At 51.6% G+C, this 14,353-nt stretch carries 12 protein-coding genes; all 12 read right to left on the minus strand.

The window, feature by feature from the left end; all coding sequences use genetic code 11:
- Positions 1-6: 6 nt before the first annotated feature.
- The gene (locus ACEVJK_RS13570) at positions 7-678 is read right to left on the minus strand and encodes an AroM family protein (protein WP_340406063.1); all 672 of its coding nucleotides are present in this window, start codon (positions 676-678) and stop codon (positions 7-9) included.
- Between the two features lie 110 nt (positions 679-788).
- Positions 789-1,874, minus strand: coding sequence for a DUF917 family protein (locus ACEVJK_RS13575; RefSeq protein WP_186853356.1), 1,086 nt, complete (start codon positions 1,872-1,874; stop codon positions 789-791).
- 44 nt (positions 1,875-1,918) lie between these two features.
- Positions 1,919-3,232, minus strand: coding sequence for a cytosine permease (locus ACEVJK_RS13580; protein ID WP_186853355.1), 1,314 nt, complete (start codon positions 3,230-3,232; stop codon positions 1,919-1,921).
- Between the two features lie 18 nt (positions 3,233-3,250).
- Positions 3,251-4,939 (minus strand): nitrilase-related carbon-nitrogen hydrolase, encoded by a 1,689-nt coding sequence (locus tag ACEVJK_RS13585; RefSeq protein WP_340406066.1) that lies wholly within the window; start codon positions 4,937-4,939, stop codon positions 3,251-3,253.
- A gap of 315 nt (positions 4,940-5,254) precedes the next feature.
- The gene (locus tag ACEVJK_RS13590; protein WP_186853353.1) at positions 5,255-6,043 is read right to left on the minus strand and encodes an IclR family transcriptional regulator; all 789 of its coding nucleotides are present in this window, start codon (positions 6,041-6,043) and stop codon (positions 5,255-5,257) included.
- Between the two features lie 1,203 nt (positions 6,044-7,246).
- Positions 7,247-8,749: a tripartite tricarboxylate transporter permease gene (locus tag ACEVJK_RS13595; protein ID WP_186853352.1), complete on the minus strand. Its 1,503-nt coding sequence runs from the start codon at positions 8,747-8,749 to the stop codon at positions 7,247-7,249.
- Positions 8,750-8,760: 11 nt separating this feature from the next.
- Positions 8,761-9,213, minus strand: a complete 453-nt coding sequence (locus ACEVJK_RS13600) for a tripartite tricarboxylate transporter TctB family protein (RefSeq protein ID WP_374740799.1) — start codon at positions 9,211-9,213, stop codon at positions 8,761-8,763.
- A gap of 83 nt (positions 9,214-9,296) precedes the next feature.
- A complete protein-coding gene (locus ACEVJK_RS13605) occupies positions 9,297-10,337 on the minus strand; it encodes a tripartite tricarboxylate transporter substrate binding protein (RefSeq protein WP_374740800.1) in 1,041 nt (346 codons plus the stop codon).
- 23 nt (positions 10,338-10,360) lie between these two features.
- Positions 10,361-11,179, minus strand: a complete 819-nt coding sequence (locus ACEVJK_RS13610) for an RraA family protein (protein ID WP_186853349.1) — start codon at positions 11,177-11,179, stop codon at positions 10,361-10,363.
- 44 nt (positions 11,180-11,223) lie between these two features.
- Positions 11,224-12,054, minus strand: coding sequence for an RraA family protein (locus ACEVJK_RS13615; protein WP_186853348.1), 831 nt, complete (start codon positions 12,052-12,054; stop codon positions 11,224-11,226).
- 205 nt (positions 12,055-12,259) lie between these two features.
- Positions 12,260-13,021, minus strand: a complete 762-nt coding sequence (locus ACEVJK_RS13620; RefSeq protein WP_186853347.1) for an IclR family transcriptional regulator — start codon at positions 13,019-13,021, stop codon at positions 12,260-12,262.
- Between the two features lie 650 nt (positions 13,022-13,671).
- Positions 13,672-14,353: hypothetical protein (locus ACEVJK_RS13625; protein WP_374740801.1), on the minus strand; the 682-nt coding region annotated here is incomplete at its 5' end.

Here is a 14,353-nt window from a genome sequence, read left to right on the forward strand (position 1 = left end):
TCCTCCTTACGACAGTAGTTCCATCATGACGCGAACCGCTAGGGTTCGGGACAAAATTACCGGCTTTCTGGATAATTTCTGAAACCGTTCCTTCGTTCCAGTGTGATAGCCAATACAGTCCATCACTACTAGATCTACATCTAGCTCTGATACGGTCCGGGCAGCCTCATCCAGAGCCTCCTGATCTCCGTAAGGCGAGGCAGGAATTGCAGTGCTCTCTTGGACGTATTGTTTCCACTTCTGCTCCGACTGTGCCACCTGCTGGGGGGTGGGAACCACAACAGCAATCTTTCCACGGCTAGCCAGTGCCGGCACAAGGCCGTTGAGTACCTTACAGGGGAAAATCAGAGGCACTTTGGAGTGAAACACGTCAGGAAAATCCCCGGTGCACAAAAACAGTATCAGCTCCGCTCCCTGCTCCTCTAGGAGTTCGATGCACTGCTGTAACCTGGGTAGGATATACCGCTCGGCAAACATTACGGGGCTCCCATCCTGCAGTTGTGAGATCAGGACATAATCCTCCTGCCCCGGTGCAAAGGCACGAATATCCTCTCGGGTGAGCCCATCCAACGCTCCTGCCTGAATTAATTCCACCCGATCATCCATCAGGGGAAGCAGGTCTTGAATTACGTCCTCTCTGGGCGACTGTCCAATGGTAATGGCGCCAACTTTCATCATCTTGTCTTCCTCCGTCCCATATTTATTCGATCTATAAAACCCCCGCCGCCAGTGATCCGGCAGCGGGGGTCGGTCAGCATTGCTTTTTTCCTGCCCCCAAATTTTTTTTGTCAGAAAGGAACGTGTTCCACCATGGGGCGGTGAATAATGTTTTCCACTCCGGCTAGCAGATCTTTGTCAAACATGGGGGCGGCCAGTTTCAAATGTTGATACCCTACATGGATTAGGTAGACCTCCTGGCCAAGTCTCAGGTCAGAGGTTGGGGTCGGTCGGCCAGTCTGGCTGTCAAAGGTCATGATCAAATCAGGGAAAGTGCCACGGCGCTGTCCGTCCGGCCCGTCTACCGTCATGTACTCATTCCAGAAAGACATCTCATATCCGCAAATCTTGACAACACCCACATCAAAGCCACCTTCACTGCGCAACTGATACTCTTCTACCGGGCCATGAGCTAGGATCTCGCCGCCTAAAAACTCACAAACCTCCTGTACGCCTGCCTGTACAGACTGCTCCAGACCCCTAGCATAGCGGTGACCCGTCTCAATAGCCTGGGACAGCCCGCCCACAGCACTATTTTTTTGCAGGAGAGAGGCTTTTACTGGATTGCGGATTACAGCTACTAGGCCACCAGCCTCCACTGCAGCCGCTCGAACCAGCTTGGAGCAGTGGTCGATGGAACCAGTCACAGTGCATTCCACATACCGTCCCAATTCTTTCCGACCACCGACACAGGTCATAGTGGTGACATAGGTAGGATCGCGGTGAAGATTCAGGCTGCCCATCACGCCTGTAGGGTGAGCACGACCGTTGCACGGGGCATCCAATAAGGGAATTCCCAGCACGGATGCCTCCAGCCAACCGTTGAACGTAGAACCACCGCCATTTTCGTTAGTGATGATGCCACCGGGCCGAATTCCTGTGCTCTTGATAAACAGCTCCACACAGCGCATCATATCTGCGGGAGAAACAAACTTTTCCTGGGCCGCAGGAGCCCCAACCATGGAGGCCGTGACAATCACAGTTTCTGGATCGATTTGATCCAGCGGAGTCAGCTCCAGGGGGCTAAACCGCACAGCCAACTCGCCGGTTTCCGCCCCGGTTACCGCCGATCCTCCTCCACCGCCGCCCAGAATGGCTCCTCCCAGAGCTGCCCAACGGACATGTTGCTCGGTCAGCTTAATCCCATTGCGTTCCATGATTTTTCTTCCTTTCTGTTATCTGCTCCACAATTTCCCTGCACTCAATGTTTTTTGTTAGACACCAGATTGAATACTACGTGTAGGACAACGGTAGCCACCATGCCATTGACGGCTTGGATACCTGGGGTGAAAATGGCCACTACTACACCGCAGCCCCACGCCAGAACTGACGGCCACTTGATAAGAGGGAGCTTTTCATAGGAGATATCGTTGTAGTTATAGTCGTGCTTGATCCCAAACAGGGGGAGCACCAGATAGTCAGCCACCATGACTGCGGCCATGGGAGGAATCACGATACCCAGCCAAGTCATATAGGGCACAAAGTAGTCCACTACGCCACAGAAGCCCAAAGCAATTCCGATGACGCCTAAAATAATAGTAATGGGGGCCTTTTTCTTTACTTCAATGATGTTGCAGGCGGCATTGGCTGCGGAGTAGAGATTCTGCTGATTGGTGGTCCAGGCTGCCAGGGTAATGAGTACAGCACCAATCAACCCGGAACCGGTGGCTAGCACGCCGATGTAGTCGGACACCACGCCAAAGTCCCACGTTTCCAAGTGCAGGGCGGCGGCAATGCCGGCGATGGGCAACAGGAAATGGCCGAAAAACAGACCGCTAACCCATACAATAGAAATTTTTACAATATCGGTCTTTGCAAACCGGCCGCAGTCGGGCACGGTGGCCATGCCAGCAGCCCAGCTGCCGATGACCGTGGTCACGCCGGTGGTCATAGCGCCGATTTGATTGCCGGTAGGGCTATAGGAGAACAGAGAATCAACACCGATGAGACGTACACAGTTGACCAGAGCCAGAACAATGAACAGTAACAGGGGGATGGCGGCAAAGGTGCTCAACTTCTCCATTCCTTTAAATCCTTTGATTGCGGTGGAGGCCATCATGATTCCCCCCAGTACTGCCAACACCGGCACACTCAGGGGGATGTACTTGGTCCAGATCTGCCCAAAGAAACCTAACTGCGTGGCGAACCAGCCCACGGAAGTAAAACAGATAATCGCCGAGAAAATATAAGTTCCTACCCGGCCCACAGTAAATCGGATTAGGGACATAGCCGCCAGTCCGGTTTTGGACCCGATATACACAGTCATAATCATGACTACCACTAGGATAATATCGCCGATAGACAAGGCAATGAGGGCATCCCGAAAGTTCATGCTGGAGCCTAGTGCTGTACCAGTGGCCAGATCTCCCACCACCACATTCCAGCACAGCCAGACAAAAAACATCTTGATCCAGCCGTACCGTTTATTTTTGGGAACGGGAGTATAGATATAGTCCTGTTCTTCCACACCACCCTCGGTTACCGAAGTGCTCACATTATGTTGCTTGTCACTCATAGCTATCTCCTTTCTTTGTTACAGCACACAATCCGTTTTTTCTATCAGCCGGTCATACCAAATGGTATGTCTAGTGCCTAGCATAGGTTTTTCTCGGACTACGTTTACCGCCGGGTGGCCCTGTATATCCGTCAAAATAAAACGTGTATCCAGTTTCATTTCCCTGAAGCCTTTCTCTCGGAGTAGTACCTCATCTCTGGGCTCAAGAAACATATCCGGTCCAAATATGCCGCTTATTCCCTCTTGGACGGCAAAGGCTGTGTAGGTATTGTTTTCGTTGGCACGTACTCTGGCAGGGTGATAATTCTCTCTCGCCTGCTGGGCTTCCGGGCAGCCGGAGAGACAGTTTGGATTTTTAACCGCCGGGACAGCAAAAATGTCACACCCGCTGTTGGCCAGCAGCCGGGGTACCTCCATGACCATAATTTCACTCCCTAACAGTATGCCGATTCTGCCATAGGGGCGGTCAAGAATCAGCCCGGCCTGGTCCCCCGCTTCCGCCCACTGTGCCTCCCGGCGAGTCAGGTGACTCTTACGGTAACAGTGTCGGGTGCCATCCTCACACAGACATTCCGCTGCATTCCAAAGCTTCCCGTTCTCCTCCAGAACAAAGCCCAAGATTACATCGACATGGTTCTCTACAGCCAAATCAGACAGTTCCGGCCACACTGGATCATCTGCCCGGATAGCGATACGCTGTGCCTGCTTCAGGTTTTCGGGAACGCCTCCTAGTACCAGCTCAGGCAGTATCAACAAGCGGTTCCCTCGCTTTCCGGCCTGGCAGATGGTCTGCTTTATATTAGCCAGATGTCCCTCCCGGTACTCCGGTTCCATGCTGCATACCGCTACAGAAAACAGGCTGCCTTGGAGCAGAGGATGCGGAGCAAAGATCTGATAATACTGACTCTGGAACCAAGGATAGCGCTGCAGCTGCAATTCACGGTAGAGCTCCGGGCGGCGCGGAGGGATCTCACTCCTATCCGTCTGAGTATCCAAGTCAATCTCGGCCAAAGCAATACCGTTTCCGTAGGGGTGACATGCTAGTACCCTGCCGTCCGGGCCAATGATACCGCTTCCACCGCAGAAGGAAAATCCCTTTTCCTCTCCGTGTCGGTTTGCTGCAATGACATACATCCCATTTTCCTTGGCACGGGTTATCCAGATACTGGAAGGGACAGATGCCTCACTCCAATTCATAGGGGAACATAAAATCTGCGCCCCCATTAGGCGGCTCAACCTGGAGGCTTCTGGGTAGCTTAGATCCATACAGATCTGTATGCCAACGACTCCAATGGGGGTGTCAAATACAGCTACCGGCTCATCTCCCGTCTTGGCCCAGGTGCTGTCAGGAGTGTAATGGTGCATTTTCCGGTGACGGCCAATTAGGCCTCCTGGCCCCACGAGGACGGCAGTGTTGTAAAGTCGATCCCCCTCCGACTCAGGGAGCCCGGCTACCAAATAACAGTCCAGTTCCCGGGCTAAGTCCTCCAGTAACCCTACCGTCCGCCCGCCGATCACATACTCCGCCATCTCCGATGCCTGATCCATGCTGTCAAAGTAATAGCCTGTAGCGCACATTTCGGGCAAAACTATGAGCTTTGCCCCCTGACCGGCTGCCTGTCGTATCAGACCGGCCAGCTGAGACAGGTTTTTCTCTTTTTCCATGAAACGACAGTCGAATTGGATTGCCGCTCCCTTGTACTTCATGGTCCTTACCCTCCTTTTATTGTCCCGAATCTTCCCGACGATCCCACTTCTTTCAACTGAATATTTTTTCTCAAGATAGTCATCCGATTTTTGCAAATATTCCTATAATAGAAATAAAAAATCTTATTATGGAATATTGTAATTATAGTAGCACTACACTTAGCGTTTGTCAAGATAGAAGCCGGTAAAATACACAGGAAACATTCTGTTTGCTTAATTGGCTTTGGTCAAAATGTAACAAGCCAGACGGGGGTTGTTTTCTCCCCGCCTGGCTTGTTTTTGCGCTATTTTCCTGAATCTTTCAGTATAAAATCATCAATAGATCAAATTGCTGTAATAATTGGAGCCCATTTGATTGTTAATTTCCACAGCGAGCTGGCGGCCTTGCTGAACGAATTGCTCCACTGCATCCGGCCGGGCTGGGTCATCCACTCCACCCACACTCAGGCCAGCTACCAACTGATTGGAGGAATTATAGATGGGAAAACCAACGGCAAAGAGTCCCTCTGTAAGTCTGTTATGGGTAAAGTCATAGCCGCGGGCTTGCGCTTGCTTCAGATCTTCGGCCAACTGAGCCATTTCCTCCTCTGGCAGTTCCAGGCTGCGCAGATATCCGCTTTGAAACTGGGGGGAGGCAAAAGCCAGCAGTACCCGGTTGGTAGCCCCGCAGAACAGTGGATATACTCCGCCTACAAACACGGTGCTCAGACGCCCGGTACTGTCGGAGACCACCCGATCCACACATAGGCTCTGGTTTCCACAGGGAATGGTGAGATAGGTGCTGATTTTTGTGCGCTCATGAAAATTCCAGAGAAAGTCATGGGCAATCCGTTTTACATCCTGCCTCTGCACTGCACAGAAACCAAGCAGAAGTACCTGTTCTCCTAAAGAATACTGCTTAGTAAGAGGGTCCTGCACCAAAAAGCCTTCTGTCATTAAGGTATGTACCAACCGGTATGCAATGGTCTTCCCCACGCCCAGCCCGCTGGCAATAGCAGGAAGAGACAGGGTATTCTCTTGCCGAAACATTTTTAAGATAGACAATGCACGGCCTGCTGTCTGCAGATAGCTCATGTCATCCCGCTTATCCAAATCTTCTTTCACGGTGTACCACCTTTATTAGATAAATCGTTTAAAGTGTACCAATTCTCCTCGCTTCTGTCAACCGGATAGGTTAAATTGCTGCTACTTACTTTTTTGTTTTATGGTTTTTACCTCGACTTTACCTGTATGAGAATCAAGCGTGAATCGGCTAATCCGCCCTGTTTCAAAGCGATGTCCATCTACTTCAGGTCAGCAACTTTCTCGCTAATAGAGACATATGGTCCATTCCGGAGAATACGGATCAAAGGTGCCGCTCGGTCACCTTACTCAGCAAAAAACTAGGCCCGCAGTTTTTACCGATCTATGGATTATCCTGAACGGGTGAAAATTTTGCATCTCGCCTTCAGCTTTAGTGCAAAATTTTTGGTTCCTTTATCCAAATCCTAAAACAGTGCCATAAGAAGTCCCTGATTCCCTTGAAAGACTCAGAATAGACAACAGGAACGTATCATATTTTTCTGTTTTTTGTTTTGCCAAGTGTAGAGGAACAGTTGTAGTATGAGCTCTTTTACTCGATATGCAAAAGATTCAATGCCTCCTAGCCTACAAAGACTCCCACATAGAAGTGTTTGTTGAGGAGGTTATTCGACCATGATCGGGGGCTTCAGTCCTGGCCGGTACACGGTTTTAATGAGGTCGTTTTAGCCTGCCCCAAACTGTGATACACGAGGGTCAGACAGAACGGAACCAATGGAGCAAACAGAGACAGACAGCACACAAGCTCCTTGCAGAAAGGGTACAAAAGCCCCCGACAGAGCAGAAATCATATCCGAACCGCAATTCATAACCCGGAGGTCGGAGATTCAAGTCCCTCCTCCCGCAACCGAAACTCCGCTGGAATAAGCTGATTCCAACGGGGCTTCTCTGCTTTTTATTACTTTTCTAGCTTGATGATTTTGTTGAGGCGTTAGTCTGACTAATTTCTTGAGCCGTACGAAAATTTTTCCGGGGAAGAGAGGGCTATAGACTACTGGAGAGGATGTGCTCCATAATCTCTGCCGCCTGTACTGCGCTTTGGTAGTTGCATGGGTTTCAGTGTCGGAGGTAAACTTGGTGGGGAATATGCTGCACAATAGGACCGCTGGAACTTTCAAATGGCTGCTTCTAAATTACAGTAGGGGTCAGCGGTCCAATAGAAAAAACAGGGGAATGCCTCCCTTGATCAGACGCATTCCCCTGTTTGAGATGGGCTTTGAAGAAAACTTACGATGTCTGGCTCTTTTTTTTGGCGCGGTATTGAGAGATATAAGGATAGCTGACTGAGATTACCATACACAGAAACAGCACGATACAAATTGGTCTGGTCACCATAGAGGTAAATACGGCAGAGATGGAATTGTTGTTTAAAAGTAGTGCCTGGGATAGACCGGCTTCAGCGATGGGGCCCAAAATCAAGCCGAGTACAATGGGGACCACATTGTATTTATATAGCTTCAAGAGATAGCCAATCACGCCGAACACCAGCATGAGCAGAATGTCCGCCACGCTGCCCCGGATAGCATAGGTTCCGATAACGCTAAGGAACAGCACGCAGGCGTTTAAAATATTTTTGGGGGCTAGAGTAACCCGGGCAAAGTATTTAGCGCCCCAGATGCCGATGGCCGCCATCATTACATTTGCAATAAATAGAGCGCAAATAAAGGGGTAGGTGATTTCTTTTTCTGTGGTGAACAGGCCGTAGCCAGGAGTTAAGCCCTGGATGGTAAGGGCGGACAGTAGCACTGCTGTGGTGGCGTTGCCAGGGACACCTAGAGTCAGAGTAGGGATCAGAGTGCCGCCTGTGACCGCATTGTTGGCCGCCTCACACCAAGCGACACCCTCCCGGGAACCGTTGCCATAATCCGGGTCCTTCGTAAACATATGACCAGTGTTGTGGGCTACATAGGAGGCCACATCCCCCCCGGTGCCGGGAATAATACCCACAATCAGACCAATGACAGAAGACCACCAATAGATTTTGGGGTATTTGAAAATATCTTTTAGTTTCAATTTACTGCTCTTGTACTGCACCAGAGAGTCCTTGCTTGCCACCTCGAGAGGATCTTTCAAAGAAGTGAACACCTGGGACATACTGAACAGGCCGATGACCACCGGGATCATTTGAATGCCACCCATGAAAAAAGTGCTGCCAAAGGTAAAGCGAATGCTGCCCTGGACAGGGTCGATGCCTATACAGGCCAAAACCAGACCAACACAACCCATCATCAAGCCCTTGAGTACGCTTTTGGCGGTCAAAGAGGCTATGATGGTCAGACCAAAGAGAGCCATCATGAACCTCTCTTGGGGGCCGAATTGGAAGGCGAAACGAGCCAACGGGGGAGCTAAAAACAGCAGGGCTACAACACTGAGGATACCGCCCCAGAAAGAGGACATTGCGGACTCCACCAGAGCTTCGTGAGACTTCCCCTTCAAAGTCATGGCATAACCGTCCATGGCGGTGGCGGCCGCGGCACTGGTACCAGGGGTATTGATTAAAATAGCGGAGATGGAGCCTCCGAACATGGAACCACAATAGATGGCCCCTAAAAATACCAGAGCGGTAGTGGAGTCGATGGTGTAGGTTACCGGGATAAGCACTGCGATGCCCATAGTAGGAGTGAAGCCGGGCAGAGCCCCCACGATGATTCCCAAAATCGTGCCGACAAGGGCAAAAATCAGATTACCTGGAGAAAATGCGGTGGCAATATAGCCTAAAATTTCGGTCATGGGCGCCTCCTTCAGATCAGGATCCCTCTGGGGAATCGGATGCCCAGAAGAGAGAACATGGCGAACAGGAAAACAGAGAAAAAGATAGTCGCTATGATATCCCGGACGATATGCTTTTTATCTTTGACCGGCTCAAAGATTAAAATAGTAATTCCAGTAAATAACATGGAAGAGCTCAAAAAGCCAACCCGTGGGATCGCAAAGATCCAGAGCGCGGCGATAAATGCGAGGATGATGCCGCGCTTGATTTGCCCTGAATTTAGAGGAAATACCGTCGCCTGGTCCCGCTCTTTTTGCCACTTCACACCGGAAATCACGATGTTAGCGGCAGACAAAGCCATGCCGGTCACACAGATAAACTTGGGCCAAAGGGCCGCTGCGGGCTGGAGCTGAAGACTGTAAACATAAAATAAAATGAAAAATGCCAGCACTAAGATTCCGGTGATACAATTTCGTTTATTCAAAGGTTTCACCTCGAATGTCTAAAATGAAGCTGGACCGGACCGCTTCCCCAGACAGGACGCGGCCGGTCCAGCATCGTGAGAGCTTACTGGAGGGACTCCAGGACAGGAACTGCCAGCTCTGCAGCATTGTGTACCTGCTGGGAGAACTCCTCATGGTCAGCATATCTGTGCATAAAGTTGGACTCCGCTGCCGCAGCTTGGAATTCCTCGTCCTCAAGGGTGGCCTTGACTGCTGCGTCAAAGGCATCTACATAGGTCTGATCCACGCCTTTCATGTAGTAGAAGCCGGCAAAGGCGTTGGTCTCATAGCCCTCATAGCCCAGCTCTCCTAGGGTGGGTACGTCCTCGAAGCCTGGGGTGCTGGACTTGGAGCCCAGATTGATCACCGGCCGGATGTCAGAGCGGCCGGTCAGCTCGGACTCACTTACTGCATAAGACATCACATGACCACCCATCACCGCCGTGTAGCAGTCGGAGGTACCGCCGGTGAAGGGGACGCTGAGGGCGTCCAGCCCCTCGCCTGACAGGAAAGAAGCAAAGGCCACATGGGCGATACCGCCGTTACCGGCATTGGCGTAGGTGAACTGGCCGGGGTTCTCCTGGATATAGGTGAGGACGGACTGGGCATCAGGGAATTTGTCGTTCTCTCCGGAAACTGCCAGATAGAAGGGATCTGCGGTGATCCGGGAGACAGGGATCAAGTCGTCCACCGTGTAGGTGGTTTCGCCGCTAGCGGGGCGGTAGACAGTAGGGGTAGGGAGGCTGAACAGGATGTTGCTACCGTCCGCCGCCTGAGAGACAAAAGCGGTGGTGCCGATGACGCCGGAGGCGCCGCCGGCGTTGTTGACTACCAAGGTAGCGCCAAGGTGTTTCTCCAGGTAGGGCTGAATAAAGCGCATCTGGATATCGGTGTTGCTGCCAGCATTGAAGGGGACAGTGACCGTAATGATTTCAGGGAATTCTACTTGTGGAGCTGTACTAGAGTCACCCGAAGTGTTTGCGCTGGATTCGGTGTTGGAACTGGTGCTTCCGCCGGCGGAGGTGCTGGAGTGATCGCCACCGGAGCAAGCTGCGAGAGAGAGGAGCATGGCGAGAGACAGAACGGAAGAAACAAGCTTTTTCATATCAAATTCCTCCTAAAGACTACTTAGGTGTTCTCGGTGCTGGGTGCGTCGTCGGTGTAGCGCTTGCGGAAGAGCTTTTTAATTTCTGCAATGGGGGCATCCCGTTCAATGAGTTCCCGCATGACTTCCTCGTCAGGCAGGATTTCTTGGCATTTTTTCAGTATATAAGCTGCATGCTGAGGAGGTACGGCACAGATCCCTGAGTCGTCAGCGATAATCAGATCGCCAGGATTGATCTGGACACCTGCAAGCACCACAGGGCCGTTGATCTCAATGGCCTCAATACGGCACTTGCCTGTCTTGGGGGTGACACCTCGGCACCAAGTGGGCATCTGATACTTGCGGATTTCGCCAACATCTCGGACCGCACCATCGATGACCACACCCTCCAGTCCACGAATCTTGGCGGAAACAAAGGATTGACCACCCATGCTGCTCATATCCGTCATACCGCCGGCGTCACCCACCAGTACATCGCCGGGTTCTGCCAGATAATTAACCTCTCGAGAGGCCATTTTGATGAAATCGTGGTCCATCAGGCCTTTAGTAGTGGTCTTTTCGATGGGGATGCTACGCAGGGTCACCGCAGTGCCAACAATCAAGTGGCCCGGCTCGATGGGCTTCAGTACAGAAGCGGGGATCACTTTGTTGTAACCCAGTGCGTCCAGAAGGTCGCTGACAGTTCCGGTCAGGTCGTCCTCCAGTGCCTTGAAGCCATCGACAATCTCCTTTGGCACTCGGGGGAACTTGATCATCTTGATGTTCTCCTTGTCGATTACGCCCCAGATACGTCCTGCCGCCTTATATTCTTCATAGTCAGCGGCAACTTTCGGATCTATCATATCAAAAACTCCTTTCCGTTTCCGGCAAAGTGAAATATGGGCTCTTATTTATACCGTGCCCGGAACAGAGGCCGCAATTCAGAAATAGGAGCCTTGGATACGATCAGTTGGCGCATCCGCTCCTCGGAGGCGGCGATCTTTAGGCACTCCTCTAGTACAGGCTCTGCCAGTTCATAAGGGACGATGCACACACCGGAGTCGTCCGCCACCATTAGGTCGCCGGGGATGACCAGTTTGCCGCACAGAGTGACAGGACCGTTCATCTCGATGCACTCCATGCGGAACTTTCCGGTGATCTGAGTGGTGCCGCAACTGAATACGGGGTAACCCATCTCTCGGATGGAGGACACATCCCGGCAGCAACCGTTGACAATATTGCCGGCAAAGCCGCAGCTTTTGCCAACGGTGCAGCTCTGGCCGCCCATGTTGGATACATCCAGGTTACCGCCAAAGTCGGACACCAAAACGTCGCCTGGCTCTCCTAGGTAGTAGATATCCCGGGTAGACATTGCGATGAAGTCATGGTCGTGGGCACCCTGGGTGGGTGTCTTACGGACCGGAATGTTCCGAATAGTTACCGCGGGACCGCAGATTTTGCTGCCGGGAATCACTGGCTTCAAATAAGAAGTGGGGATGGCCCCGTCGATCCCGTAGGAGTCCAGTACATCAGAGACAGTGGTGCTCATGTCCTCCATGGATAGGTAACCGTCGATAATTTGCCTGCTGACGCGAGGAAATTTGATCCGAGTGATCCGCTCCCGGGGGACCAGACCCCAGACTCGTCCGGCCGCCTCGTACTCCGCGTAATCCTTGTCGCGCTGGGCGCGCAGGGCGGCAACCTCTTCATTAGCCTTTTCCACTTGTGTGATATCCATAACCTATACTCCTTCTTAATGGTATTTCTAAATAGGAAACTTATTTTCTGAATATAGGATATCATAAGAAAGAAAAATATTCAATATATACAAGAAAATCAAAGAAAATTCATCAATATTCCACATTTATATTGGACAATTTTTAATAAAATCCCCGATACTGTTTCCTAATAGGAAAATGAGTACGGGGATGTTTCCTGCGTTGTCACAGTGAATTTCCAATGGCGCCGCTGCTTAGATCCTTGGACATCTCCTTTGCGATTTCCTTGACTAAAAAGATGTACCGTTCTAGTTTGGTCTGATCCACCCGCAGTCGGGGAGCGCCGATGGAGATAGCCGCCCAGACGGTCCCGGACTCATCCCGAATGGGGGCGCTGATGCCGATGGTCTCAATACTCAATTCCCCATCGCTGATGGCATATCCCTGTGCGCGAATTTTAGCGTACTCCTTCAAAAGCTCATCTGGCGAAATAATAGTGCGCTCAGTCAGTGGTGTAATGGGTTCCTCCATCAGGCGGCGACGGATGACCTCGTCGCTCTGGAAGGCCCCCAAGACCTTCCCGTTGGCACCGGCATACAGGGGGCGTTCTTGCCCCACACTGCCAGCCACCCGGACGGCCTGGAGACTCTCCTCCCGGTAGACCAGGTTGGCCTTTCCGTCAACCAACATACTGAAGGAGGCGTTCTCCCCGGTGAGATCACGTAGCCGCACCAAATACGGCTTAACCATTTTGGATAAGCCGATGTGATCCTCATAAGTTTTTCCTAAAATATATACCACCGGTCCCAGAGTGTATTTTCGATCTACAGTTTGGGTAGCCAATCCGCTTTTTACCAGGGCCGCTAATAGTTTGCATGTTCCGCTCTTTGTGCATCCAATTTTTTCTCCCAGTTCAGTAACACTGTGGACATAGGGAGCCTGCCCAAGTAATTTCAACAGTGAAACGGTTTTTTCACCAGATGTCATATAGTATCCCTCCCTCTCGTTCTTTTGCTATTGTAGCGGGGGTCTCAACGCATGTCAATTACCGGTTGGCAAATTAAAATTGCAGGGCAACCATGTTTTGCCAAGTGGGGCGTTTTAATTTATACCCGACTCAATTTTCTACTTATTACCTGCTCCAGATCCAGAAAAGCCAGAGATAAAACGGGGCTTACACGACCTCCAGCTTTTGACCAGTTTTTATAAAAATTAAAGAACTGTGCCACAATGGGGGACCCCTGCGGCACAGCTCATGATTGAATTTTGTTTGTAGTTTTTCTTACAGTAAGGACTACACTTTTGTATATACAACGTCTACGAGGCATGGCTATGCCAGCGATGAACAGAATGTTGCCGCAGCACAGAAAGAGAATGATGGAGGAATTTCGCGGTCCATACCGCTTTGGTCCCTGGAGTGAGACTGATTTAGGTCTGTTCCCCAGGTGGGAGCATAGTCTTTTCTTCCTTGCTAATTTGCGCCTTTCCCTCATACTTAGAATCAAGCGAAGTCCTTAATGGGAATGGGGCCGCTGAAATCCTAAAAGCATGATTGAGACACAAAAGAGGCTATATATAGGGGCGGGCCGCCCGGCCGTCGCGTGTGACGACCGAGGCGGCCCTAAAAGTCAGCGATATTACTTCTTGATGCCCCGCTTCTTCATCCAGTCAGGCAGTTGGTCAGGCTGCAGGCCATTGTAGCGGCAGCCAGGATACCGGCAATTAGAGCAGTTGCCCTTGTTGCCCTTGACAGGGGGCTCGCCCTTGATCTCCTTCTCCAAATAGTCCACCAGAGCCTTGATGTCCGCCTCATCGCCGTCCACAGCCCAGTAGTGGGCGCCCTCGTTTCCGCCGATGCCGCCGGCGCAAACTACCTTGGCCTCGCAGTTGAACATCATCTTGATGGCCTCCACCTCGGTGACGATGTCGGCGCTGGACAGGCAGTACAGGCCGGGGTCGGCACCCATGGAGATGTCGATATGGTTGGCGCCGCCCAGAGCGCGGCTGGCGGCGGGCACGCTGGGCACCATCTTCTCATAGCCCACAGGGCAGATCCACTTCAGGCCCTTGCTGGTCATATAGCCGATGAAGTTGGGCACGGTGCCGCCATTGAAGCCGGAGGTGATGATGCCCACATGGCCATCCTGGTCAAAGGCGTTGGCGCCCTTGATGATGACGGTGTCGGCGTGGTAGTCCTGAGGGGCCTCGTCGATCTTCTTATCCACAGGCTGTCCCTTATAGAATACGTTGGGGAAGCTCTTGCGGCTGGAGGGCTCAGTGACGCAGAGCATTCCATCGGTGCTGTTGCCCACCGTGCAC

The organism is Flintibacter sp. P01028 (assembly GCF_041925235.1).
In the GTDB taxonomy this organism is placed as follows: Bacteria; Bacillota; Clostridia; order Oscillospirales; family Oscillospiraceae; genus Lawsonibacter; species Lawsonibacter aceti.

What these genes read in the sequence shown, in the direction of transcription:
- ACEVJK_RS13595 (WP_186853352.1), bottom strand. Translation starts at nt 8,749, where the DNA reads ATGACCGAAATTTTAGGCTATATTGCCACCGCATTTTCTCCAGGTAAT.
- ACEVJK_RS13620 (WP_186853347.1), bottom strand. Translation starts at nt 13,021, where the DNA reads ATGACATCTGGTGAAAAAACCGTTTCACTGTTGAAATTACTTGGGCAG.
- ACEVJK_RS13605 (WP_374740800.1), bottom strand. Translation starts at nt 10,337, where the DNA reads ATGAAAAAGCTTGTTTCTTCCGTTCTGTCTCTCGCCATGCTCCTCTCT.
- ACEVJK_RS13610 (WP_186853349.1), bottom strand. Translation starts at nt 11,179, where the DNA reads ATGATAGATCCGAAAGTTGCCGCTGACTATGAAGAATATAAGGCGGCA.
- ACEVJK_RS13615 (WP_186853348.1), bottom strand. Translation starts at nt 12,054, where the DNA reads ATGGATATCACACAAGTGGAAAAGGCTAATGAAGAGGTTGCCGCCCTG.
- ACEVJK_RS13570 (WP_340406063.1), bottom strand. Translation starts at nt 678, where the DNA reads ATGATGAAAGTTGGCGCCATTACCATTGGACAGTCGCCCAGAGAGGAC.
- ACEVJK_RS13585 (WP_340406066.1), bottom strand. Translation starts at nt 4,939, where the DNA reads ATGAAGTACAAGGGAGCGGCAATCCAATTCGACTGTCGTTTCATGGAA.
- ACEVJK_RS13575 (WP_186853356.1), bottom strand. Translation starts at nt 1,874, where the DNA reads ATGGAACGCAATGGGATTAAGCTGACCGAGCAACATGTCCGTTGGGCA.
- ACEVJK_RS13580 (WP_186853355.1), bottom strand. Translation starts at nt 3,232, where the DNA reads ATGAGTGACAAGCAACATAATGTGAGCACTTCGGTAACCGAGGGTGGT.